The organism is Tamaricihabitans halophyticus (genome assembly GCF_004340875.1).
Classification (GTDB): Bacteria; Actinomycetota; Actinomycetes; order Mycobacteriales; family Pseudonocardiaceae; genus Tamaricihabitans; species Tamaricihabitans halophyticus.
In genome coordinates this window covers 945,870-967,133 of sequence record NZ_SLXQ01000001.1, presented here as the reverse complement: position 1 = coordinate 967,133, position 21,264 = coordinate 945,870, and the positions used below count along the sequence as shown (strand labels likewise).

Below are 21,264 nucleotides of genomic sequence, written 5' to 3'. Positions count from 1 at the left end.
GCGTTTAACGCCCTACCGGGCGCATCCGCAGCAGCTGCGGATCATGGTCGCTGGTCTGCTCGGTGAACTCGGCGTTCACGTGCACAACGTCATAGCTGACCCTGCGCGGCGCCGCGCTGACCAGCATGTGGTCCAGCACCTGCGAGTTGCCCTCGAAAACATAGCCGTAGCGCTCGTTCTCCGGCAGCTCGTCCACCAGCGCACGCAGCCCGCCGCCAGTGAGTTCGCCCAGCGTGTCGGAGAACTGGAAGTCGTTCAGATCCCCGGCGACCACGACGTTCGCCCGTGGATTGACCGCCAGAATCTCCTCAGTGAACTCACGCACTACCGCCGCCTGCTGGACGCGCGCCTGCTCGGAAACCCGCTCCGGCGGCTGGATGCGACCGTGCATCGGTTGGTCGCCGCCCTTCGAGCTGAAGTGGTTCGCGACGACGAACACGGTACGGCCGCCAAACCTGAACTCCCCGGCAAGCGGTTTGCGGGTGTCGGCCCAAGCCGGGTGGCCCGGATCGATCCGACCAGGAGAATGCGAAAGCACCGGCTTTCCACGTTCGGTGTGCACCCGCGTCGCGGTGGTGGCATCCCCGCCTGGCCGATCCACAAAGGACACCCTGGCCGGGTTGTACAGGAACGCGACGCGAATGTTGCCGCCCGGCTGCCCACCGTCCGCCTTGTCCTCCGGATCGATCTGGCGCCACTTGTACTCGGGTCCGCCCGCGGCGGCGATCGCCCTGGTGAACTTGCGCAACGTCTCATCCGCGGCGACCACCCCGTCATCCGCCGGCCCGGTATCGTCCTGGATCTCCTCCAGCGCCACGATGTCCGGCCTCGCCAGATTCGCGGTGATACCCCTGGCAAGGTCGTCGAACCTGGCCTGATCGTCCTGCGCGGAAAGGTTCTCCACGTTGTACGTGGCCACCGAAAGCTCGCCGGGCAACTGGGGTTTCGCCCGCTCCCTGGTGAGCCCGCCGGAAACCGGTTGGCCAAGTTCGGTCGCCCGCAGCGTGTAGCCGCCGAACTGGTCGTAGTCAAGCGGCCCGACGGTCTGCCCTGCGATCCGGTCCGCCACGTTGACTCGCGGGAACGGGTGCTCCGCGAACGGCAACAGCGAAGTGATCTTCAACCGCCCGCTGTTCGGTTCGTCGTATCCCGTGTAGACAGTTCCGCCGCGAGCACTCGGCTGCTGCTTCGGTTTGCTCGTCAGATAGAACTCGTCGTACTGCGTTGTCGGGCCAACCACTCGAGCGTCGGCCACCCGCAGTCGCATCCCCTCACGGGATTCGTAGTAGTCCAAGGCGTAGCGATCCGGCCGCAGCGGCAGTTGCTCGATACTCCCGCCCGGCTCTGGCGCATACGACTCGGGGACGGTGTGCGGCCGCAGGGTTTCCGCCGCTGGCAGTGGGACGTTGCGTGCGGAAACGGTCCACCGCGCATCGGTCAGCTGGGTGACGGACTGGAGCGCGTCCTCCGGCTCGCCTGGGTAATACTCGGTCACTTGCCCGGAAACCGCGACCGAGTCCCCGACGCGCAGCTCGGGGGTGCGCTCCCCGGTGAAGACGAACAGCCCCTCGCTGGTGCGCGGATCGCCGTCCGGCTCCGGGTCCTGGAACCAGAACCCGCGCGCCGCACCGAACGCGCGAACCGCGGTGACCACTCCGGGCACATCGGTGACCGACTGATCCACCAACGGCGAGATTCGCGTGCTGCCCTGGATCTCCGCGATGCGCGCGGGCTCCGCCGCGGTCGCCGGCGCGGCCGGCAACGCAACGATCACCAGACCCGCTGCCACTATCGCGCCGCGGCGCCCCCAGTTGGCCATATCACCCTCCACGTTTCCTGGTCGCGCACATCCTCCCCTGATCGAGTGAGCGAAGGAAGTTTTTCCGGAAAGGTGTTCGGCTGCGGCTACGCACTGTTAACCGCCGCGCCGCCTTCGTTCGACTCGCCCGTGAATACCTGGGAAAACGGGATGACACGGGTTACCGTGCGGAGATGACCCGTCCTGATCAACGGGCGTGGGACGCGCTTCGTGAGTTGGAGGAACCTGCGCAACTCCAGGATTGGCAAGCCGACCGGGAGGACATCGCGCAGGCCCGGCAACGACTCCGCGCCGGCGCGACCGCGCTTGGGCCGGCCCACCCAGCCGCCGGCGAGCTGCTCACCTGCGCCCGGCGGATCGATGAATGGTTGGTGCGCACCGGCCGGCATGCGAGCGAACAAGCGGCATACACCGCGGCCGACGAGTACAACCGGGTGATCGTTCCCGAGCTACGAGCCGCGGCCCGCCGGCTGCGCCCAGCGTTAGACAACGGGCCGCTCTTCTGAACAGGAACGACGGACGGTAACCGCAATCTTTAGGGATCTTGCGATCACAAAAAAGGACCAGAGCGTTCAACTCAACGCCCTGGTCAGTGAGCGGTAGCGGTGGGATTCGAACCCACGGTGGCTTGCACCACACTCGCTTTCGAGGTATGTCGATCCCCGATCGCGCTTGTTCGCGTCGGTTTGCAGGCATCCTGACCTGCGGTGCAGCGGAAGCTGGAAGCAGGTGCGAACGCCTGCGAACTGCTGCGAATGAGACCAATAATGAGACCAGGCCTCTGGCTAGCCGCTCTCCGGTAGATGCCGCCAGGGGGGTCACTTCAGGGCGGCGAGTTGGTCTCGTGTTACTGCCCGCTACATGAATGTAGCCGGATGCTGGGACACTGTAAGCAAGCATCGGGCGGCGAAGGGAACTGGTAGATGACCGGGCCTAGACCAGGAGGATGGTTGCAAGTCGCAAGCTCTGCTGCCGCGCCACCGGATGGTTCCGATGCTGGCGAGGTGATCCGCTGGTACCGCAACAAGCAAGGACTCACACAGCATGCCGCCGCAGCCTTGCTGAGTACGAACCAATCGACTCTGTCCAAGGTCGAGAAGGGGCGTCAGCAGCTCGGGCTTGATGAGCTGCGGTCCTACGCTGCCAAGCTAGAAATCCCACCAGAGCGCCTGGGCATTCTCCCGGACAACTCGGCCGATGCCATCCCCGAACCCGCGACCGTAAGCGGCTCACCGGGCACTGCGCGCGACAGTCAAGAGCGCTGGAAAGCGATTCGCGCGGAGCTGAATGGCAACCGCGCAGTACTCGGTGACCTCGCTTCCGAGCTCTACCCGAAAGCGACCCGCATCGGTGGTTCTAGCGTCCTCACGAAGCCTGACTGGATTCCTGAAGAGCCGGTCGAGCTAAAGGACCTGAAGTTGTACTGGCACGCCGGCGAGGTGAGAGCGCCTGACATAACGGGCGGAATCAAGCAAACCGAAGCGACACGACCACTGACTGCGGACGGTCAGCGGTACCCTCGCTATTCTCGCGCGCTTCGAGACCTGACCAGACCAAAGTTGCTAGATAATCGAGTCAGCTACCGGATACTGGATGTCGACTGGACGCGTTCGAGCGGGCAGCTTGGTTTCGCATATACCAACTATTTTGAAACACTCGACGTATGCGAGGCGGCCGCTCACGAGTTCACCGAATCTTGGGTACAAGCCCAGCGAAAGCGGCCAAGTATGGCGCATTTGCCACTGCGGAAAGCTATCGCCGACCCTTTCGATCTAGCGGCACGGCCGCTCTTGCCGAGCATCAACACACTGACCATTCGGCGTGATCCGATCGAGGGGCACCGAATATACCTACACCGACGCGATGCCAAATCGGTAGCGGTCGCCGGCGGCATGTACCACGTGGCACCCGCCGGCGTGTTCCAGCCAGCAGCACTGAATCCGGCCCACCAGGCAAACGACTTCAGCGTCTGGCGGAACATACAGCGGGAATACTCTGAAGAGTTCCTGGGAAATCCGGAGCATGACGGACACTCAGCCGATCCGATCGATTACGAGAACGAAGAGCCATTCCGATCGTTTCGGCAAGCACGGCAAGTCGGAGATTGCCGGGTCTGGGTAACAGCCGTAGTACTCGAACCTTTGACCCTCTGGGTTGAGCTCCTAACTGTAGCCGTATGGGAAGCAGAGGTATTCGATCGTGTCTTCGCCGGAATGGTTGATGTGAACGACGAAGGCGACGCCGTCACAGCGAACGGTGGCACGCCACTCGACGGAATACCGTTTACAGCGAACGCCCGAGAAAGGCTGCAAACTGAGCCGCTGTCACCCATTTCGCGTGCATGCCTTGAGCTGGCCTGGACGCACCGCCACAACCTGCTGGCAAGTTAAAGCGCATGCGCGTGCTCGTGACCGGTGCAGCCGGGTTCCTCGGACGTGCGGTGTCCCGAGCCTTAGCCGCCCGTGGGCATGAGGTCGTAGCGCTCGTGCACAGCAATGGAGTGGTTCCGCATGCCTCAGAAGTGCTGTCAGGCGACCTGCTAATACCTGGCACGTTGCGTGCCGCCGTTCGAAACATTGACGCGGTGTGCCACCTTGCAGCTGCCACCCGGGTACGAGAATCTTTCGAGCAGCCCGCGCATTACTGGCGTCTCAACATGACCGGAACGCTCAACCTGCTAGACGCAGTGAGCGCAGTTTCGACACCCTCCCAGCCGATTCGGTTGGTTCTTGCTTCGACAGCGGCCGTCTATGGGGTCCCAGAGCTCCAACCGATCACGGAGGATGTAGTACCTGTCCCGCTGAGTCCGTACGGAGCGAGCAAGCTCGCAGCTGACCAAGCGACGGCGCAAGTAGCCGCGTTGGGCTCGATCGGGGCGGTCAGCCTACGCAGTTTCAACGTGGCGGGCGCAGTCGACGGCGTTCCCGATGAAGATTTGAGCCGAGTAATTCCCCGTGTCCTAGCCGTTCAAATCGGCCACGCGACAGAGATGGTCGTCAACGGCGACGGTGGCGTGGTTCGCGACTACGTGCATGTGGCCGATATGGCGCATGCCTTCCTGTTAGCTCTGGATGCCTGCGAGCCGGGGGCGTGGCGCGCCTACAACGTCGGTAGCGGGCAGCATGTTCGGGTGGCTGACGTGCTGGCCGCTACCGAGAAGGCGACCGGTCGCCCGGTCCGCACACGCTACCGGCCGCCAGCCAATGAGCCGGAGATCCTGCTTGCTGATAGCACGCGGATCATGCGTGAGCTTGGTTGGCAACCTCGTAGGTCAGAAATTTCGCAGATCGTCGCGGACGGCTGGAATGCCCTGACCGGCAAGTATTCAACTCCCGAATAGTCGGTTCTCGAATAGGCCGCAACCAACTAGGAATCGCCTAGTTCCGCCCCGCTCGCTGGTGTTTTCTTGAGTCATGGCAAGGGAAACACCGATCGAGCAGGGCGGAGGTCATCATGGCGAAGAACGCGATTCCGGGGCGGCGGTTTGCTGCCGAAGGTTGTCGGTACGTTGGTCGCAGTCGCGTTGTTGGTGGTTGTGGTGAAGTACCCGGGCGATGCTGCCGGGTGGCTTCAGGGTCTGATCGATATGGTTCTTGGGGCTGTCGATGGGATGGCGTCGTTTATCCGGCAGATGGCGGGCTAGGTCGTACCTTCGATTCGCTCGACGCGCTCACGGAGGGAAGCTACCTCAGCTTCAAGGGTGGCGAGGCGGTCGCCAGCGCTAGCCCCCGTGCCCGCCGAGATATCTTCGAGATGGCGCGGCGGCCAACCAAGGGCCGTCGATATCGCACCAAGTGTGTGGGGCGAGCGATCCTTGTCGACCCCCTTCCGGATGGTCTGAACGGTCATCGGCGCCACTCTGGATTTGCGGACGAGCTCGGTCTGAGTCATCCCGAGTTCCACCAAACGGGTGTTAACAGCTTCCGCCACAGCAGCCCAGTCTTTCGCCATCGACTCCTCCAATGAGCGCTATTACCAGCACAAACAGTAGCACTACTGGGTAACGCCGGCAGCGCTCGAACTGTTCCACCGCAAACTCACCCGACTACAACCTCTTGCGTTATTGCTAATAATAGCTCTACTGTTAGACGTATCAGCACGAGAGAGGAACGGCCCCGATGAAGTTCGCTGAAGGTAATCCGCAGGTCAGGAGGGTTCTGGCGGTGCGGGTGGACTCGTTTGTTGTTGAGCAGGAAAGGGATGACGTCATGTACGAGCTTGAGCAGGTGATTGCCGAGGAGTTGGGGGATCAGCGTGAGGTGGATTCGCTGGTTGATGCTGCTGAGGCTGAGTTGGCGGCGCATGATGCGCGGTCACGTCGGGCGTGGCTGGGTGGTTCGCATCGCCGGATCACGCGGTCACGTCGGCGGGTTGAGCAGCGTGTCGTACGCGGTCTGCCTCGTGTGTCGGGGAGTGAGGCGGCATGAGCGCGGCGGTTGTGGTGCCGGCTGGTCGGGCTCGCCTACAGCGGCAGCTGCAGCAGGTTGATGGTCGGGCGTTCGGATGGTTGGCGCTGGCTGGGACGTCGTTGGTGGCGCTGCTGGCGTTGGCGGATCACGGTGTCGCGGTAGGCGCGACACGGGCGGCGCTGGTTCCGACCGTGGCGGCGCTGGTGTTGCTGTGGGCAGCGATTCGCCCGCGGTTTGAGGCGCAGCCCCCGGCTAGTGGCCAAGCGGCGGATGGCGAGGTTGCTGGCGTGGTGCACGCGAAGTGGCTTCGGATCAATGCGGCGGTGACGGCGTTGGCGTTCGCGCTGGGTGTCGTGCTCGTCGGGATCGCCATGGGGGTGATCGCATGAGTCCCCGGCTCACTGTCGTGACGTATGTGATCTCGACGATTGTCGCGTGGGTGTTGTTGCCCGTGGGTTGCGCTGTCCTGTTCTTCGGACTGACCGACTCCTACGCGTGGGTTGGTGTCGCGCTTCTGGCGGCTGCGGTCGCTGCTGGGTCAGTGCAGGTCTACGCCAACGTCCGGATCGATGAGTTTATGGCCGCACGCAACGATTCGGACGCTGACTCCTAGCCCGTTTCCCTTGGCACAACCTCGTTTCTGGCTGATCGATAGCAAGGAGAGATACCGATGGATGAACCAACGACTGCCGTCACCGCCGATGTTGTCGTGTTCGCGGTGCGCCCGCAGGACCAGACCACGCATGTGTTGCTGGTCCAGCGTGATGGGGACCCGTTCGCGGGGTGCTGGGCGCTACCGGGTGGTTTCAAAGAGAACGGTGAAAGCCCCGCTACGGCAGCGGCTCGGGAACTCGCCGAGGAAACCGGATTGACCGATGTGGACTTGATGCAGGTCGGCGCCTATGGCGATCCGGGTCGGGATCCGCGTGGCGATGTGGTCACTATCGCCTACACCACTGTGCTGGACGGCATGCCTGCTCCGACTGCTGGCGATGACGCTCAGGCTGCCCAGTGGGTAGCGATCGACACCGCAGTGAACCCGAACGCGGTGGCCTTCGACCATCACCACATCATCCGCGATGCCTACTATCGCGCCGCTTGCCAGCTCGTCGCGCTGGGAGCCTAGCGCCGAGCTACCACCCTCGTTTCCTCCACACCACACACAGTTTTTCCCTCCACACCACAGTTTCAGGAAGGACGTACCCCCATGTTTGGTTCGAAGACGGTCAAGACGACCCATCGCGGTAAGGGCAAGCCTGGCCAGTGCATCGCGTGCGGGCGCGGCTGTAACAAGCGCTCCAACGTGTGTAACCGGGGCGCGTGTGAGCGTCGCGCCGCGTGGGATTTGGCGCTCGGCAAGTAACCCTCCACACCATCTGTCCGGAAAGGACACCGTCATGGCTCGTTGTACGCACTGGTTTTTCTACACGAAACGTCGCGGTAGCCGGTTGGAGAAGCGCTGCATGCACGAGGGATGTGGCCACCGCTGGACTGAACCCACCACTACGAGGAAGTGATTGTGATGAGCGCTAACCGTCGTACGGCGCTGGCCGGGATCGCCGCCGGTCTGCGGGCAGCGGATCGCCGGCTGACCGAGGTCCTGCGGGCCGGTCGAGATGACGCCCTCGTCGCGGAAACGCTGCGGTGGCTGGGCAGCGCGTGGGAGCACCTGCGACAGGCTCGCCGGTCGGTGAGCAACCAGGACTGTCTCCGCGTGATCACCAGCAAGGCCCGCGTGGATGCGCTGTTGCAGCAGCTCGCCGACAACCCGGGTATCGCCACCGTCACCCGTCTCCACCGACGCGCCACGCCGACCGGTCGTGTGCTGGCTGCGGCCGCATAACCCAGAAAGGACCCATGTATGCGCACCTTTACCCACACCACCGAGGAACCGATGCACCTTGTCTTGTCGGCAGGGTCAGCCACCCAGGTCACGGTGTATGCCGATGCGACCATCACCGCCGCGAACGTCGTTCTGGAACCCGTTCAGCCTGGTGACCCGCGCGCCACTGAGGTGATCGAGCGCGCCTGGTCCGAGACCGCCGGCCCACGGCTGACCGTGCGGCTACCGGACAGCCCCGCCACGAACGGCATGGTCACCAGCTCGAACGGCACGGTGCATGTCAATTCGGTTGTCTCGCATGGCGGCGTGACCATCGTCGACGGACAGGTCATCACCAACACCGGCCGGCAGCTCACGCCGAGCGGTGGAGTGCGGGTCATCGCCTACGTCCCGCGCCGATCGTTTCTGACGGTGACCACCGCCGCAGCGCGGCTCGACGCAGAGGGCACCTTCGAGGATGTGGACGTTCGCACCGTCTCCGGTGAGATCGCGATCGGCACGGCTCGCGACGTTCATGCCCGCACCATGTCCGGCGGGGTGCTGGTCCGTTCCGCGCAGCGCGTGCACGGGAGGTCAGTGTCCGGTGACGTTCGCGTCGCTCGGTTCGTCGAGTTCGCCAAGCTGAACACCACATCCGGCGACATCGCCGCCCACGCGACCGGTGACGCGCTTGTGCGGGCTTTGTCGGTCTCCGGCGATATCGACATCACCCACGATCCCGGGGTGTCGGTCGCCGCGTCCGTGCGGTCGGTCAGTGGTCGGGTTCGCCAGCCGCGCTGACCCGGATTGCTGGGCCTGGCCCGGCGTGACGGCCGGGCCAGGCGTCCTATCCCTCCACACCACATGTCAGGAAAGGAATCTTCATGCTACCCACGTCGACACATGCTGCCCTGAAGAAGGTCCTCAACGATAAGCCAGCGTCGATCGCCCCGGTCTCGGATCGGGTGGCGTGGCTGCTCGACCTGGCCGAGGCGCTGTCTTCCTGCGGTTCTCCGGCGGAGGCCAACGAGGTGTACGACTCCGCTATCGACCTGGTTCACGACGTGGCCACCCGGGTTGCCGGGGGTGTCGCGGCATGAGACCCACCGTCGAGTTCCACACGATCCTGGTGGCCCGGATCGATGACACACACCACCGGGTGCGGGTGGCCGTCTGCTACGACTCGCGGGACCCGTGGGCGGTGCTGCTGCGCATCTACGCTGGCCGGCCGCGCGCCTCCCGGTTTCGGGACTGGGTGTTTTCCCGCGAACTGCTCGCCGCCGGGGTTCTGGCCGCACCACCGTCGATGTGTGGTGAGGGGGACGTGGTGCTGGTCGGCGACGGCGACGGCGCCCTGCGCATCGTGTTGCACGGTCACGGCGGCAGCACCGTGTTGGTCTTCGACCACAACGAGCTCGCCGCCCTAGCCGGTCGGATCGCGGCACTGGCCCCCACCAGCCCCACCGTGGGCGAGGTGGATCTTGCCCAGGCTGGCGAGGACATCACGGTGTTGGTGGGTGATCGGTGATGAGCGCCCATGTCGTCGACTTCCAACGGTTGCGGCTGGCCCAACCCGGCCCCACGGCCGGTAGCGCGGAGATCGCCGCCTGGTACGAGGCGAAAGCCGACGTGTTCGACGCGATCGCCGCCGACACCACAACACCACCCGAGGAGCAAGACCGGGCGCGGCTGCGCGCCTACCACGCCCGCATCCATGCGGCCGAGCTGCGGATGGTGAACGTTGCATGAGTTCCCGACAGTACCCGTGGGACCTGCGCGAGGTCCCCTGGTCCGAGTTTCCCGAGTTCACCCGGGGCAAACTGGACGGGCTGGTGTTGTTGTCCTGGGGAATCGGTCCCCGCGACAAACTGGCCACCCGCAGGCAACTGCGGGCACAAGGGCTTCGGCCCGGCGGGCAGGACCCGGTGGCGCTGTTGTACTTCCGCTGCCGGCGAGCCTGCAAACAGGTATTCGCTGAACTGTTCCTAGTGGACAAAGCCATGCCGGTACGGCAAATGACGCCCGCCAAGTGGGCCGCCATCGACCGGGCGCTCGCCGCGCGCCGAACCTGCCGCGAATGCGACGAAGACACCGGAATCGAGCTCCCGAAAGCCCACCGCACCTGTGAACCCTGCCGCTACCGACTCGGCCGGCTCGACACCGACGACTACCTGCACGACTACGTGGACGGCACACCCACCTACCCGGTGGCTGCCTGACCTCAGCACAAGGAGTTGTGATGCGCCCCCGCCGTATCCGCAGTGCCCGCGCCTGCCAACGCAGCGGGCCACGCCACGCCAGCCACACATCCCGTGCGTTGGTCACCGCCGCCGCCATCACCGGCGTGCAGTGGGTCTTGCTGGCTTCCTGGCCGCAACCGGTGATGTGGCTGGTCACGCTCGGCGTGCCCAGTGTGTTCGCCGGCCTGTTCCTGGCTCGCCGCGCCAACCCGCACGCCCAACACACCCGCACCGCCCACCACCAGGAAACACCGCTACCGCACCGGAAGGAGGACCAGTGATGAACCCCGACCCCACCGCGACCGCAGAACTGTCCACTGCGGAACGGTTGCGGCGTGAAGCTGCCGAGGCCACCCACCTACGTCACGCGGCCGAACATCCCGACGTGATCGCGTTGCGCACTGAGGCGGTACGCCGGTTCGTCGATCGCCTGATGTGGATCGGGATTCTGTTGGGCCTGGGGTTCACGATGGTCAACGTCCAAACCTTCGCCGCCGAAGGCGCCCCCGCCTGGTCGCTGGCATGGCTGGCCGCGTGGCTACTCGACCCCATGGTTTCCGTTGTCCTTATCGGAGTCCTGCGCGCCGAACAAGTCACCGGCCGGTGGGAAGTCCGCACCGGAGGGTGGGTACGGCTCACCAAATGGTTCGCGTTCGTCGCGACCTACGTGATGAACACCTGGCGTTCGTGGGAACACGGCGACGCGGCCGGCATCGTGCTGCACTCCGTGCCGCCCCTGCTCGTGCTCAGCGCCTCCGAGGCAGCACCGCGCCTGCGCGAAGCACTCACCGAGGCCGTGCGGCGTGCCGGGCACCACGCCACCGACCAGCCGCGCACACCCGCCCCACCAGTCACCCAGCCGCCCGCAAGCCCACCGAGCACACCGGGCACCGACCAAGCCGACACCACCCGGCCGGACCACGAGCCACACCAACCCGACCGGGCTGAGGACACCACGCCCCTACGGGCGAACACGAAGCCGAGCAAGCCACGCACCGCCACGCGGCGACCGGCAACACGGCGCGCGCCGGCCGGTGGCCGCGAGCAGCAGCTCGACACCCTCCGGCAGGCATGGCAGCCGGGCACCGAGATCACGCCCGCGTGGGTGCGTGAACAGCTCCCCGACATTGGCCGCACCACCAGCAAAACCCGCGCCACCGAACTCCGCGACCTACTCGAACCCACCACCGGCACGACCGACATTGACCGGCCCGCACCGGTCACCGACCAGGGGAGGCACGCAGCATGACCAGCGCCCACGAACCACAACCCGACCACCCCACCACCCACACACCCGACCAGCCAGCCGACCAGTCCAACGAGCTCGACACCGACCAGCCGGTGACCGGGCAGGCCGACCAGGCGGCGACTGGTCAGGTGATCCCGCTCTACCCGGGGTCGGAGATCGCACCGACCACCCAGCAGGGCGACGCGGCGACGACAGCGGGGCCGGGGGCGACGGGTAAGGAACTGGTTCCCGATGACGCCTTGGAAGGCGAGATCGTCGAGGAAGACGAGGACGAAGACGGGCAGCCACGGCAGCCGGTCGCGGTCGACTCACCCGCCGAGCGGGACGGCTCCTCGTTTATGCGGCGTGTGGCTACGTCCGGCTCGTGGCAGCCCGTTGTTCCGCAGTGGGTGCGTAACCGCCAGGAACTGGCCGAGCGGGCGCGCTGGGTCACTCGCTACTGCGGTCACGCCAGCGCCTACCACGCGTTGCGCACACCGAAGTACGCGATGACTTTGCTCGCGCATTCCCCGCGAGGAGTCTGGCGGGTGACCACCACAGCCTGCCGGTGGGTGTATGACACCGAGCAGAAACCGCTGCGAGACGCCGCGCGGGACCGGTCGAACACCGACGAATACCTGCGGTTGCTGCGTGAGCACGACAACCACGTGCGGCACCGGCTCTTGCTCGCCGTGCCGGTCGCGCTGGGAGGACTTGGTGGGTTGGCCGCGCTGCTGGCCTACGGGACACCCGCATTGTGGCTGGCCACAGCACTTGTGGTGACCGTGGTGTTCGGGCTCCTCGGACGCCGCCCCGACAAGCCGGTCATCGGACGTGCAGTGGTCACCCAGAAAGCCCAGAAGCTCACCAGCGACATGGTGGTGCGCGCCTTGAGCGCGCTGGGTATCTCGCAGGTCAACCAGGCAGTCACGAAAGGCCCGGGAATCACGTTCCCATCACCGATCACCAGGGACGGGCCGGGCTGGCGTGCCGAGGTCGACTTGCCGCACGGGGTCGTGGTCACCGACATACTGGAACGTCGCGACAAGCTCGCCTCGGGGCTTCGCCGACCACTCGGGTGCGTGTGGCCCGAAGCGGTCAGTGATGAGCACGCGGGACGGCTGGTCATCTGGGTTGGCGACCAGGAAATGTCCAAGGCGAAATCGCCGAGCTGGCCATTGGCGAAAAACGGTGGTCAGCGGGTCGACCTGTTCAGCCCGGTGCCGTTCGGCACGGACCAGCGGGGCCGACCGGTCGGCGTTGACCTGGTGTTCAACAACATGGTCATCGGTGCTATGCCGCGCATGGGCAAAACGTTCTCGCTGCGTGTGCTGGTGCTGGCCGCCGCCCTGGATCCGACCGTCGAACTGCGCTTGTTCGAGCTCAAAGGCACCGGGGACCTGGGCATGTTCGAGCCGGTCGCGCACGACTACGCGTCTGGCCCGGACGACGAAACCCTGGAACGGGCGATGAACAGCCTGCGGGAGCTGTACAAGGACCTCGAACGCCGCTCGAAAGTCATCACCCACATCGCGAAAACCGACCGGGCCGCCTGCCCCGAGAACAAGGTCACCCCCGACCTATCCCGTAACCCCAAGTTGGGGCTGCATCTCGTGTTCGCCGCCATCGACGAATGCCAAGAGCTGTTCAGCCACGACGACTACAAGGACGAAGCCAAAAAACTCGCCGAAGGGCTGATCAAACGAGGCCCTGCCATGGGCATCATCCTCGTGCTGGCCACGCAACGACCCGATGCCCAGTCCCTACCGCCCGGGGTGTCGGCCAACGCGGGACTGCGCTACTGCCTACGCGTCATGGGACAAACCGAAAACGACATGGTGCTCGGCACCAGCGCCTACAAAAACGGCACCCGCGCAACCACGTTCACCGCCAAAGACAAAGGCATCGGCTACCTGGTCGGCGCCACGGACGACCCCATCATCGCCCGCTCCTACTATATCGACGGTCCCGCCGCCGAAAAGATCGTGGCCACCGCGCGAGCACTCCGCGAAAAAGCCGGAACCATCACCGGACACGCGGCCGGCGAGGCCCCCGACACCGAAACCGCACGTATCAACACCCTCGAAGACGTGGCCAGTGTCTTCGACCACGGCGACGACAAACTGTGGTCCGAAGTCATCGTGCAACGGCTCGCCGAGCTACGCCCGCAGGTCTACCAGGGGTGGAAACCCGCCCAACTCGCTACCGCGTTGAAACCCTTCGACCTAGCCCCCGGCCAGGTCTGGATGGACGACAACACCGGCAAGGCACGCAACCGCAACGGCTACACCCGCGACGCCATCACCACCGCAATAAACAACAGAAAGTAACCATCGGTGGGTGCTAGGGCCGACCCCGCGCCCTAGCACCCACACCCTCTAGGTCTAGAGCCTCCCTCTAGACAACCACACATCCCCTGGCCAGGGCTCTAGCACCTAGACCTTCCGGCTCGCACACCGGCCGCGCATCCAGCCACCCGCCTCACGCGACACCCCTCACCAGGTCTCGCGGTACCCCAACACACCCAAAGCCAGACACAGAAAGTAACCAACACTTAGGAGTGCTCATGCGCCCACACCTCACCGCCACCTGCGCCGCCGGATGCGGCACCCCCGTACCCGCCGGACAACTCATGTGCGGCAACTGCGCCCGCAAGTAGTACCCGCCGCCACGCGCACCTTTCCCACGACCAAGCCCAGGAGGCACCGATGGCCGATGACTACATCCACACCGAAGCCCGCCGTAGCTGGCTATCCGACACCGTGACCGCGCTCTGCGGCGTGAAATACCCCGCCAGCCGGACCGAGCGCGTCTGGATCACCTGGAACGGGCCGACCTGCCCACGCTGCCGCCGCATCAAGAAGGAGAACCGATGAACCCCAGCCGCCACGCCGAGCCCGTCGACGCCGCGCTCATCGCAGAGAACCGGTCACTACGCGCCGACCTCGACGCCGCCCTAGCTGACCTCGCCGACGCCCACGATGACCTCGACGCCGCCCACGCTGACCTCGACCGCACCGACTCAGGGCTCGAAGAGGCCAACATGGCTCTGAACGAGTTCGCCGCCAGACACGCCGAGGCCCGCGCCCGGGCCGCCCACCTGTGGGACCTCCTGCGCACCCAAACACGCCGGCACCGGGCCGCCCGCGCCGAACTCCACCGCTGCACCTGCCGCCTGACCTGACCCCTTCACTGCCGGCGTGTGGGGCCGGCGGCCGTCACACGCGGCCGGCCCCACACGCCCCTTCTACCGGTGTTTCACCGAAAGGACTGTCCCGTATGTGTGTCCTCGCTCTGACCCGTGAACTGGCCGAGTTCGCCGACGCGCACGACCTCGGACCGATCGCCACCGTCCACATTGGTGACCTGGCCGAACTCGGCATCGACGAAAACCTGCCCGACAAAACCACGGTGTTAGCGCGGTGGGTTGATGTTCTCGACCGCATCGACCACACCCTGCACACCCCGTCGATGCGCCTGAACGTGCGCGGCTGGCTCGACTGGCTGCCCGTGGTCGTGCACACCCGCTACCCACACCACAAAGCCCTGATCCAACCCGCGCTTAACCAGCCCACCGCAGCGTTACTGCGCCACATCGCCACCGCCCCGCAGCGAACGGAGTCCGGATGAGTGCCGCCGACACGCTCGCTGAGTGGGCGCTGTACTTCGCCGCGCTCGGCTGGCCCGTGTTCCCGCTGCGCCCGGGAACGAAGATCCCCACCGGACACGCCCACGCGCGCTGTCCCGGAACTGGGCGCTGCGCTCGCGGGCACGTCACCCCGGAACAACGCGCCACCACCAACCCCGAGCTGATCACCGAAGCCTGGTCCCAGACACCCTGGAACATTGCCATAGCGACCGGCCCCGCCGGGCTCCTGGTGGTCGACCTCGACCTGCCCAAAGACACCGAGACCGGCCCGGACGGGCACACCGCGCTACACACGCTCGCCACCGAACGCGGCGCCCCCGTACCCGCCACCTACACCGTGAGCACCCCATCCGGCGGACAACACCTCTACTACCGCGCCCCCGCCGGCACCCACCTGCGCAGCACCAGCGGCCACATCGCCGACCGGGTGGACACCCGGGGATGGGGCGGCTACGTCGTGGCGCCCGGCTCGATCCTGCCCGAAGGCGGATACGAACTCTACGACGACCACGACCACAAGCCTGCCGAACTACCCGGCTGGCTCATCCAAGCCAACGAACACCGCCCACCCGCAACCAGCGCAGCACCCACCACGATCCGCACCGAACCCAGCCGATGGGCACACGCCGCGCTGCGCAACGAATCCGACCGCGTGCGCCAAGCACCCCGCGAACACCACAACAACGTGCTTTCCACCGCCGCGTATGCCATCGGCCGCAAAGTCGGCGCTGGCCTGCTCGACCACACCACCGCCCGCGCCGCCCTCATCGACGCCGCCCACCACATGACCACCGCCGACTGCCGCTGCACCACCCACGAAATCACCCGCGTCGTCGACGCCGGCCTCACCGCCGGCAGCACCAAGCCCGCCAACCTGACCACGGAGGCCGCGTGACCCTCACCCCTGCGACACCACCCGGCAGCGCACCGGCCGGCACGCTGATTGCCACCATCGGCCCGCCCGGAGCGGGGAAAACCACCTGGCGCCGCCAGTTCCTCGCCACCACACCGGCCACGGTGGTCTCGCTCGACGAACTCCGGGCGCGGTTCTCGCCGTGCGGATGCTCGGCAGATCACAGCGTTAACCAGGTAGCCACCGCGCACGGCCTGCGCATCACCCACCAGGCCCTCCAAACCGGCGGCACGGTCGTGTGGGACACCACCGCCGCCAGCTACCCCGCCCGCGCCAGCATGCTGGCCTGTGCCGCCGCCCACCACGCCCGCACCATCGCCGTGGTGATCCTGCCGCCGCTCATCCACGCCTTGCGGCGCAACGCGCGCCGCGACAACCGCACCTGCCGCACCTGCGCACGCGCGCGCCGCGTGCCCGATCACCGCATCTGGGCCATGCACACCCACATCACCGCGGCGCTACCTGCGCTGCACCGCGAAGGCTGGCACGAAATCCACCTCCACGACCTACCGCCCTATATTCGCCAGCCCAACCAGCACGCCGCCTAACCACCGGAGGACGCCATGACCGCCCGCTCCGTGCGGCTGGTGCACCCCGCGCCGATCCCGCATGACGCCGATGAATTCGAGGCCAAAGCCGCCGCTGCCGTGGCCCGTGCCCGCGCGTGGCTGCCGAGCCTGGATCCCGCCGTATTCGACTGCTACCTAGGGGAGATCACGCGGGAGATCGAGCCGACCAGCGAGGCCGACCCGGTCGCCATCCTCGCGACCCTCACCTCCATCACCGGGGTGCACCTGGGCAAGGCTCCCCACGTCACAGCAGGCGATGACCGGCACCCCCTGTTGGTGTGGCCGCTGATCATCGGCCACACCAACACCGGCAAGAAAGGCGCGAGCTGGTCAGCGTCCAAACGGATCATTTCCAGCACCGATAGCGGCTTCGCCGCAGCCAACATCAAATCCGGGCTGAGTTCCGGCGAAGGTCTCGCCGAGCAGTTCGCCGTCGAAGACGAACCCGACCCCGACGAACCACCGCGTGACCTGCGACTCGTCGCCTACGAAAACGAATGGGGTGGAGTCATGGCCAAAATGCGCCGCGAGGGCAACAGCCTGTCCCAGATCCTGCGCGCAGCCTGGGAAGGCGGTGACCTATCCACCCTCACAGTCAAGGCACGCATGGCACCCGAGTCACACGTGGGAATCGTCGCGCACATCACCCCGGATGAGTTCCGGGCGAAGCTATCCGATGCCGACATGGCCGGCGGCACCTACAACCGGTTCCTGCCGCTCGCGGTCGGCTGGTCCAAGGCCCTACCCGATAGCGCCGGCGCCGACCCCGGACTGGTGTGTTCGCTGGCGGCCCGCCTTGCCGAACGACTCGACCAGGGCGGGCGGCTCGACAGGCTCGGCTTCGCCGAAGACGCCACCCCACTGTGGCGACAGCTATACCTCGAGTTCAACACCGACGCCTACCACCCAAAAGTCGCACAGTTCGTGTCCCGAGCCCTGCCCTACTGCAAACGCATCGCCGGCATCCACGCCGCCCTCGACGGCGCCGCAGCCATCCATACGACACACCTACAGGCAGCCGCCGGCCTGGTCCGCTACTCCATCGACTCGGCCCGCGCGCTGTTCGTCGACACCTCGACCCCCAGCAAACTCGTCGCCTGGATCGCCCAAGCCGGCGAACAAGGACGCAGCCGCAAGGAGATCACCCGCGACTTCTTCGGCGGCAACACCGACCGCACCGACATAGGCGGAATCCTCGACCAGCTCACCCACGCCGACAAAATCACCCGCAGTAACCGCAGGCCTGAAGGCGGCAAGGGCCGAAGCATCGAGATCTACACCGCTGCTACGCCACCCCACGAACTAAACGAACTAACGAACTAACTCACTGACCAGCACAAACACCCCACACGGCGGCGGCATTAGTTCGTAACGAACGAACTAATGAACCCACACCCCACGGGAAAACCCCAGGTCAACGCATTAGTTCGTTAGTTCGTTTCCTACGTACCCGCCGGCCCCACCAAGCACCCCGCGCGCAGCCGCACCACGCACAACCCGCGCAACCCATCACAGTCCGTCACTGCCAGGAGGACAGAGCCATGCCCGTTGCCCCCCGTACCCGCACGCATCACCCCAGGAGGGCTCCGGATGGCAACCGCAGACGAGATTCGCCAGCTAGCAGCAACGCTCGCCAACCTTGCCGACAAGATCGCGGAACGCGAGCGCGAGCAGCCGCGCGAGCCCGAACGAGCGATGCCCGAACGGCTCTTGCTCACCGTCGAAGAAGCAGCCCAATACCTGGGCGTAGGTCGAACGCTCATGTACGACTTAATTAGAAATGGACAGATAGCCAGCGTCCAGATTAATACGCTGCGCAGAGTGTCCAGAAACGCGGTTGACGAGTACGCAGCTCGCGTAATTTCCCAGCAGAACGCAGCTTGAGAGAAGGTTCGATGCCGCGCAAAAAAGAGGGACGTGCCGCAAATGGTAAATCATCCATCTATTGGAGCGACAGTGACGAGCGCTGGCACGGCCGCGTAACAGTCGGAGTCAAAGACAATGGAGATCCAGACAGGCGACATGTCAGCTCCAAAGATCCTGAAGTTGTCGAGAAAAAGGTTACTGATCTAGAAAAGATGCGTGACGAGGGGAGTGTTGAAAAGGCCGGCGCTTCGTGGACCGTGGAAAGGTGGCTTGACTACTGGCTGAACGACATATCAGTGCTCAGCACCACCGAGAACGGCTGGGACGCTTACTACTACGCCGTTAAGCACCTGTCTGCCGGGGTTGGTAAGCACAGGTTGAAGCGGCTGCGAGCGAACCACTTGGAGGCTCTTTACCGGAAGATGCTTGCTGGGGGCGCCCGGGCTGGAACGGTTCATCAGGTACATCGCACAATCCGTACCGCGTTGAATGAGGCCGTGAATCGTGAGTTCATCTCAAAGAATCCAGCGAAGATCGCTAAGGCCCCCGCGCCTGATGATGACGAAGTCGAGCCATTCACCAATGACGAGATCAGGAGGCTATTCAGTACAGCGCGCCAATACCGGAACTCCACACGTTGGGTGATAGCCATCGCGCTCGGTCTTCGGCAAGGTGAAGCACTTGGACTGAAATGGTCCGACGTGAATTTTCAGGAACAGAAAATACGCGTGCGGCGGACCCGGCTGCGTCCAAAGTACAAGCATGGGTGCGCGGGGTCCTGTGGTCGAAAGCAACCCGGGTTCTGCCCACAGAAGATCAATACACGTCCTGACACCAAGGACACGAAATCGAAAGCAGGTCGCCGAACCATCGGACTTCCGGCGCCCCTGGTTGCTGAGCTTACGCGGCACCGAGCCGAGCAAGACGCAGAACGTGCGGAGGCTGGCGAGCTCTGGAACGGGGAGGGCTGGATCTTCCTGGACGAGCTGGGGCACAAGATCCAGCTTCGTACTGATTGGAGTCACTGGAAGGAGCTGCTAGCGAAGGCTGGGGTGCGAGATGCGCGATTGCACGATGCGCGGCATACGGCGGCAACGGTGCTCCTCGAACTGGGCGTCAACCACCGAGCAGCGCAGGGTGTGATGGGCTGGTCTAACTCGGCTATGGCCGCCCGCTATCAGCACCTTACCGACCCGATCCGGCAGGCGATCGCGGATCAGGTGGCCGGGCATCTATGGGACGAACCAACCGCGCTAGGGCTGCCAGAGGAACCGCCGAACGCGGGCTAATGAGACCAAAAATGAGACCAGGGTGTTCGGCCGCTTCAGCGAGCTAAGTCGCTTGCGCTCGAACGCCCTGGTCAGCGAGCGGTAGCGGTGGGATTCGAACCCACGGTGGCTTGCACCACACTCGCTTTCGAGGCGAGCTCCTTCGGCCGCTCGGACACGCTACCGCCGGAAAGGCTACCTGACCGGTGGATCGGCCCGGACAACCCCCGGGGCAGCCGTCACCGCCAGGCGCGCATCGACTTGGCGAGCTGGGTTCGGATCCGGGTCATCGTGCTGCGTACCGCCTGTTGACTGAGCCCAAGCGCCTGCGCGACCTCGACGTAGGAGAAGCCATCCACCTCGACAAGTAGCCAGACGGCCTGCTGTTGCCGGGTCAACTCGGCCAGCTCGCGCTCAAGGTCACGCGCGCAGGCCTCGATCTCCGCCCGCGCGACCGGATCAACCGACCGTGCCGCCGCGACCGGGTGGCCACCCGACAGATCGTCGGCCGTTGCCATCTGCTGGCGACGGGCAAGCCGGATGGCGAGCAGGCAGCGTCGTCGGGCAACCCGGTACAGCCAGCCACCAATTGCACCCGGCTCATCCAGATCGCCGATCCGGCGCCAGGCGATCAGGAAAACCTCCTGGGTGATGTCCTCGGCCTCGGCTTGGTCCCCGAGCATCCGCATCGCCATCCGGCAGATCGGCCCGAAGTATCGCTCGTGTAAAGCGCTAAATGCGGAACTCTCGCCATTGGCTGTGCGTTCGGCCAATTCGCTATCAGGGATAATATCGTCGGACAATTCTTCGCGAGTTGGCTCGAGTACGGCTGTCGTCAAGGCGGCTTTTGGCAGGTCACGCGAATCGCGCATAACTTGCCCCCAGACGGATATCCGCTGCGGCTCCGCCGCCCGGTGAACCGGCGGAGCACCCGAGAAACCCATTAGACATCACTACAAGTGGAACTGAAAAACCGCGTTGCCACAATATTTCTGAGCTGGGAATTACGTCACGGTCCGGAACCAGTTCGGCGTGTCGCGAAGAATTCGGCCAACAAACCCGCGCATTCCTCGGCCCGGACGCCGCCACGCACCTCGGGCCGGTGGTTCAACCGTTGGTCGCGGACCACGTCCCAGAGCGACCCCACGGCACCGGTACGCGGTTCCCACGCGCCGAAAACCAGGTGCTCGATCCGGGCCAGCACGGCCGCCCCCGCGCACATCGTGCAGGGCTCAACGGTCACCGCCAAGGTGCAACCGGTCAGCCGCCAGCCGTCGCCATACGCGCGGGCCGCCGCGCGCAGCGCCAACACCTCGGCATGCGCCGTCGGGTCACCGGAGGCTTCCCTGCTGTTACAGGCGGCGGCAAGCCGCGTGCCGTCCGGGCCGTACACCACCGCGCCGATCGGCACATCCCCATGTGTCAGCGAATCGCGCGCAACCACCAACGCCTCGCCGACCAGTTCGGGCGCGGCCACTCGC

The 21,264-nt window shown here is 65.3% G+C and carries 27 protein-coding genes and 1 tRNA gene; 24 read left to right on the top strand and 4 right to left on the bottom strand.

All coding sequences use genetic code 11. The features are described from left to right. Window positions 1–4: 4 nt before the first annotated feature. Window positions 5–1,819: an endonuclease/exonuclease/phosphatase family protein gene (locus tag EV191_RS04655; RefSeq protein WP_132875521.1), complete on the bottom strand. Its 1,815-nt coding sequence runs from the start codon at window positions 1,817–1,819 to the stop codon at window positions 5–7. A 173-nt stretch (window positions 1,820–1,992) separates the two neighbouring features. Between EV191_RS04655 and EV191_RS04650 the strand changes: the two genes are divergently transcribed. The 24 genes from EV191_RS04650 to EV191_RS04535 all read left to right on the top strand — a co-directional run bounded on the left by EV191_RS04650 (window position 1,993) and on the right by EV191_RS04535 (window position 19,804). Continuing rightward, window positions 1,993–2,325, top strand: a complete 333-nt coding sequence (locus EV191_RS04650; RefSeq protein ID WP_132875520.1) for a hypothetical protein — start codon at window positions 1,993–1,995, stop codon at window positions 2,323–2,325. A 444-nt stretch (window positions 2,326–2,769) separates the two neighbouring features. Next, window positions 2,770–4,209, top strand: coding sequence for a helix-turn-helix domain-containing protein (locus EV191_RS04645; RefSeq protein ID WP_165912818.1), 1,440 nt, complete (start codon window positions 2,770–2,772; stop codon window positions 4,207–4,209). A gap of 5 nt (window positions 4,210–4,214) precedes the next feature. Next, window positions 4,215–5,159, top strand: a complete 945-nt coding sequence (locus EV191_RS04640) for an NAD-dependent epimerase/dehydratase family protein (RefSeq protein WP_132875518.1) — start codon at window positions 4,215–4,217, stop codon at window positions 5,157–5,159. A 778-nt stretch (window positions 5,160–5,937) separates the two neighbouring features. Continuing rightward, window positions 5,938–6,246, top strand: coding sequence for a hypothetical protein (locus EV191_RS04630; RefSeq protein ID WP_132875516.1), 309 nt, complete (start codon window positions 5,938–5,940; stop codon window positions 6,244–6,246). Then, window positions 6,243–6,617 carry a hypothetical protein gene (locus tag EV191_RS04625; RefSeq protein ID WP_132875515.1) on the top strand — a complete coding sequence of 125 codons (375 nt, stop codon included), beginning with the start codon at window positions 6,243–6,245 and terminating at the stop codon, window positions 6,615–6,617. Before EV191_RS04630 ends, EV191_RS04625 begins: the two co-directional genes overlap by 4 nt. Further along, on the top strand, window positions 6,614–6,841 hold the full coding sequence (locus tag EV191_RS04620; RefSeq protein WP_132875514.1) for a hypothetical protein: 228 nt from the start codon (window positions 6,614–6,616) through the stop codon (window positions 6,839–6,841). Before EV191_RS04625 ends, EV191_RS04620 begins: the two co-directional genes overlap by 4 nt. A gap of 57 nt (window positions 6,842–6,898) precedes the next feature. Beyond that, complete coding sequence (locus tag EV191_RS04615; protein WP_132875513.1) at window positions 6,899–7,354, top strand: NUDIX domain-containing protein; 456 nt, start codon at window positions 6,899–6,901, stop codon at window positions 7,352–7,354. 396 nt (window positions 7,355–7,750) lie between these two features. Beyond that, complete coding sequence (locus EV191_RS04610) at window positions 7,751–8,071, top strand: hypothetical protein (RefSeq protein ID WP_132875512.1); 321 nt, start codon at window positions 7,751–7,753, stop codon at window positions 8,069–8,071. A gap of 18 nt (window positions 8,072–8,089) precedes the next feature. Next, complete coding sequence (locus tag EV191_RS04605) at window positions 8,090–8,851, top strand: DUF4097 family beta strand repeat-containing protein (RefSeq protein WP_132875511.1); 762 nt, start codon at window positions 8,090–8,092, stop codon at window positions 8,849–8,851. Window positions 8,852–8,934: 83 nt separating this feature from the next. Further along, the gene (locus EV191_RS04600) at window positions 8,935–9,150 is read left to right on the top strand and encodes a hypothetical protein (RefSeq protein ID WP_132875510.1); all 216 of its coding nucleotides are present in this window, start codon (window positions 8,935–8,937) and stop codon (window positions 9,148–9,150) included. After that, window positions 9,147–9,578, top strand: coding sequence for an SsgA family sporulation/cell division regulator (locus tag EV191_RS04595; protein ID WP_132875509.1), 432 nt, complete (start codon window positions 9,147–9,149; stop codon window positions 9,576–9,578). The genes EV191_RS04600 and EV191_RS04595 overlap by 4 nt, the downstream gene beginning before the upstream one ends. Beyond that, entirely contained in the window at window positions 9,578–9,799 is a 222-nt protein-coding gene (locus EV191_RS04590; RefSeq protein ID WP_132875508.1) for a hypothetical protein, read from the top strand. Before EV191_RS04595 ends, EV191_RS04590 begins: the two co-directional genes overlap by 1 nt. Beyond that, entirely contained in the window at window positions 9,796–10,269 is a 474-nt protein-coding gene (locus EV191_RS04585; protein WP_132875507.1) for an RRQRL motif-containing zinc-binding protein, read from the top strand. The genes EV191_RS04590 and EV191_RS04585 overlap by 4 nt, the downstream gene beginning before the upstream one ends. Before the next feature lie 20 nt (window positions 10,270–10,289). Continuing rightward, a complete protein-coding gene (locus EV191_RS04580; RefSeq protein ID WP_132875506.1) occupies window positions 10,290–10,571 on the top strand; it encodes a hypothetical protein in 282 nt (93 codons plus the stop codon). After that, a complete protein-coding gene (locus EV191_RS04575) occupies window positions 10,571–11,539 on the top strand; it encodes a hypothetical protein (RefSeq protein WP_132875505.1) in 969 nt (322 codons plus the stop codon). The genes EV191_RS04580 and EV191_RS04575 overlap by 1 nt, the downstream gene beginning before the upstream one ends. Further along, on the top strand, window positions 11,536–13,848 hold the full coding sequence (locus EV191_RS04570; protein WP_132875504.1) for an FtsK/SpoIIIE domain-containing protein: 2,313 nt from the start codon (window positions 11,536–11,538) through the stop codon (window positions 13,846–13,848). Before EV191_RS04575 ends, EV191_RS04570 begins: the two co-directional genes overlap by 4 nt. A 378-nt stretch (window positions 13,849–14,226) precedes the next feature. Further along, window positions 14,227–14,394: a hypothetical protein gene (locus tag EV191_RS30010; RefSeq protein WP_165912817.1), complete on the top strand. Its 168-nt coding sequence runs from the start codon at window positions 14,227–14,229 to the stop codon at window positions 14,392–14,394. Then, window positions 14,391–14,702 carry a hypothetical protein gene (locus EV191_RS04565; protein WP_132875503.1) on the top strand — a complete coding sequence of 104 codons (312 nt, stop codon included), beginning with the start codon at window positions 14,391–14,393 and terminating at the stop codon, window positions 14,700–14,702. Before EV191_RS30010 ends, EV191_RS04565 begins: the two co-directional genes overlap by 4 nt. Window positions 14,703–14,797: 95 nt before the next feature. Beyond that, window positions 14,798–15,148 (top strand): hypothetical protein, encoded by a 351-nt coding sequence (locus tag EV191_RS04560; RefSeq protein WP_132875502.1) that lies wholly within the window; start codon window positions 14,798–14,800, stop codon window positions 15,146–15,148. After that, window positions 15,145–16,062, top strand: coding sequence for a bifunctional DNA primase/polymerase (locus EV191_RS04555; RefSeq protein ID WP_132875501.1), 918 nt, complete (start codon window positions 15,145–15,147; stop codon window positions 16,060–16,062). Before EV191_RS04560 ends, EV191_RS04555 begins: the two co-directional genes overlap by 4 nt. Further along, entirely contained in the window at window positions 16,059–16,628 is a 570-nt protein-coding gene (locus EV191_RS04550) for an ATP-binding protein (protein ID WP_165912816.1), read from the top strand. The genes EV191_RS04555 and EV191_RS04550 overlap by 4 nt, the downstream gene beginning before the upstream one ends. Window positions 16,629–16,643: 15 nt before the next feature. Continuing rightward, a complete protein-coding gene (locus EV191_RS04545; protein WP_132875499.1) occupies window positions 16,644–17,972 on the top strand; it encodes a DUF3987 domain-containing protein in 1,329 nt (442 codons plus the stop codon). Window positions 17,973–18,239: 267 nt separating this feature from the next. Continuing rightward, on the top strand, window positions 18,240–18,533 hold the full coding sequence (locus EV191_RS04540) for a helix-turn-helix domain-containing protein (RefSeq protein ID WP_132875498.1): 294 nt from the start codon (window positions 18,240–18,242) through the stop codon (window positions 18,531–18,533). Between the two features lie 11 nt (window positions 18,534–18,544). Beyond that, complete coding sequence (locus tag EV191_RS04535) at window positions 18,545–19,804, top strand: tyrosine-type recombinase/integrase (protein ID WP_132875497.1); 1,260 nt, start codon at window positions 18,545–18,547, stop codon at window positions 19,802–19,804. 79 nt (window positions 19,805–19,883) lie between these two features. Here EV191_RS04535 and EV191_RS04530 read toward each other — a convergent pair. The 3 genes from EV191_RS04530 to EV191_RS04520 form a co-directional block, all read right to left on the bottom strand. Next, window positions 19,884–19,968, bottom strand: a tRNA-Ser gene (locus EV191_RS04530). Window positions 19,969–20,022: 54 nt separating this feature from the next. Beyond that, window positions 20,023–20,556: an RNA polymerase sigma factor gene (locus tag EV191_RS04525; protein WP_165912815.1), complete on the bottom strand. Its 534-nt coding sequence runs from the start codon at window positions 20,554–20,556 to the stop codon at window positions 20,023–20,025. 236 nt (window positions 20,557–20,792) lie between these two features. Next, window positions 20,793–21,245: a nucleoside deaminase gene (locus EV191_RS04520; protein ID WP_243658807.1), complete on the bottom strand. Its 453-nt coding sequence runs from the start codon at window positions 21,243–21,245 to the stop codon at window positions 20,793–20,795. Between the last annotated feature and the right edge of the window lie 19 nt (window positions 21,246–21,264).

Coding starts and splice junctions, on each gene's coding strand:
- EV191_RS04560 (WP_132875502.1), top strand. CDS start 14,798: ATGTGTGTCCTCGCTCTGACCCGTGAACTGGCCGAGTTCGCCGACGCG.
- EV191_RS04630 (WP_132875516.1), top strand. CDS start 5,938: ATGAAGTTCGCTGAAGGTAATCCGCAGGTCAGGAGGGTTCTGGCGGTG.
- EV191_RS04620 (WP_132875514.1), top strand. CDS start 6,614: ATGAGTCCCCGGCTCACTGTCGTGACGTATGTGATCTCGACGATTGTC.
- EV191_RS04605 (WP_132875511.1), top strand. CDS start 8,090: ATGCGCACCTTTACCCACACCACCGAGGAACCGATGCACCTTGTCTTG.
- EV191_RS04565 (WP_132875503.1), top strand. CDS start 14,391: ATGAACCCCAGCCGCCACGCCGAGCCCGTCGACGCCGCGCTCATCGCA.
- EV191_RS04585 (WP_132875507.1), top strand. CDS start 9,796: ATGAGTTCCCGACAGTACCCGTGGGACCTGCGCGAGGTCCCCTGGTCC.
- EV191_RS04570 (WP_132875504.1), top strand. CDS start 11,536: ATGACCAGCGCCCACGAACCACAACCCGACCACCCCACCACCCACACA.
- EV191_RS04590 (WP_132875508.1), top strand. CDS start 9,578: ATGAGCGCCCATGTCGTCGACTTCCAACGGTTGCGGCTGGCCCAACCC.
- EV191_RS04595 (WP_132875509.1), top strand. CDS start 9,147: ATGAGACCCACCGTCGAGTTCCACACGATCCTGGTGGCCCGGATCGAT.
- EV191_RS04535 (WP_132875497.1), top strand. CDS start 18,545: ATGCCGCGCAAAAAAGAGGGACGTGCCGCAAATGGTAAATCATCCATC.
- EV191_RS04540 (WP_132875498.1), top strand. CDS start 18,240: ATGGCAACCGCAGACGAGATTCGCCAGCTAGCAGCAACGCTCGCCAAC.
- EV191_RS04580 (WP_132875506.1), top strand. CDS start 10,290: ATGCGCCCCCGCCGTATCCGCAGTGCCCGCGCCTGCCAACGCAGCGGG.
- EV191_RS04650 (WP_132875520.1), top strand. CDS start 1,993: ATGACCCGTCCTGATCAACGGGCGTGGGACGCGCTTCGTGAGTTGGAG.
- EV191_RS04575 (WP_132875505.1), top strand. CDS start 10,571: ATGAACCCCGACCCCACCGCGACCGCAGAACTGTCCACTGCGGAACGG.
- EV191_RS04615 (WP_132875513.1), top strand. CDS start 6,899: ATGGATGAACCAACGACTGCCGTCACCGCCGATGTTGTCGTGTTCGCG.
- EV191_RS04610 (WP_132875512.1), top strand. CDS start 7,751: ATGAGCGCTAACCGTCGTACGGCGCTGGCCGGGATCGCCGCCGGTCTG.
- EV191_RS04640 (WP_132875518.1), top strand. CDS start 4,215: ATGCGCGTGCTCGTGACCGGTGCAGCCGGGTTCCTCGGACGTGCGGTG.
- EV191_RS04600 (WP_132875510.1), top strand. CDS start 8,935: ATGCTACCCACGTCGACACATGCTGCCCTGAAGAAGGTCCTCAACGAT.
- EV191_RS04545 (WP_132875499.1), top strand. CDS start 16,644: ATGACCGCCCGCTCCGTGCGGCTGGTGCACCCCGCGCCGATCCCGCAT.
- EV191_RS04625 (WP_132875515.1), top strand. CDS start 6,243: ATGAGCGCGGCGGTTGTGGTGCCGGCTGGTCGGGCTCGCCTACAGCGG.
- EV191_RS04655 (WP_132875521.1), bottom strand. CDS start 1,819: ATGGCCAACTGGGGGCGCCGCGGCGCGATAGTGGCAGCGGGTCTGGTG.
- EV191_RS30010 (WP_165912817.1), top strand. CDS start 14,227: ATGGCCGATGACTACATCCACACCGAAGCCCGCCGTAGCTGGCTATCC.
- EV191_RS04555 (WP_132875501.1), top strand. CDS start 15,145: ATGAGTGCCGCCGACACGCTCGCTGAGTGGGCGCTGTACTTCGCCGCG.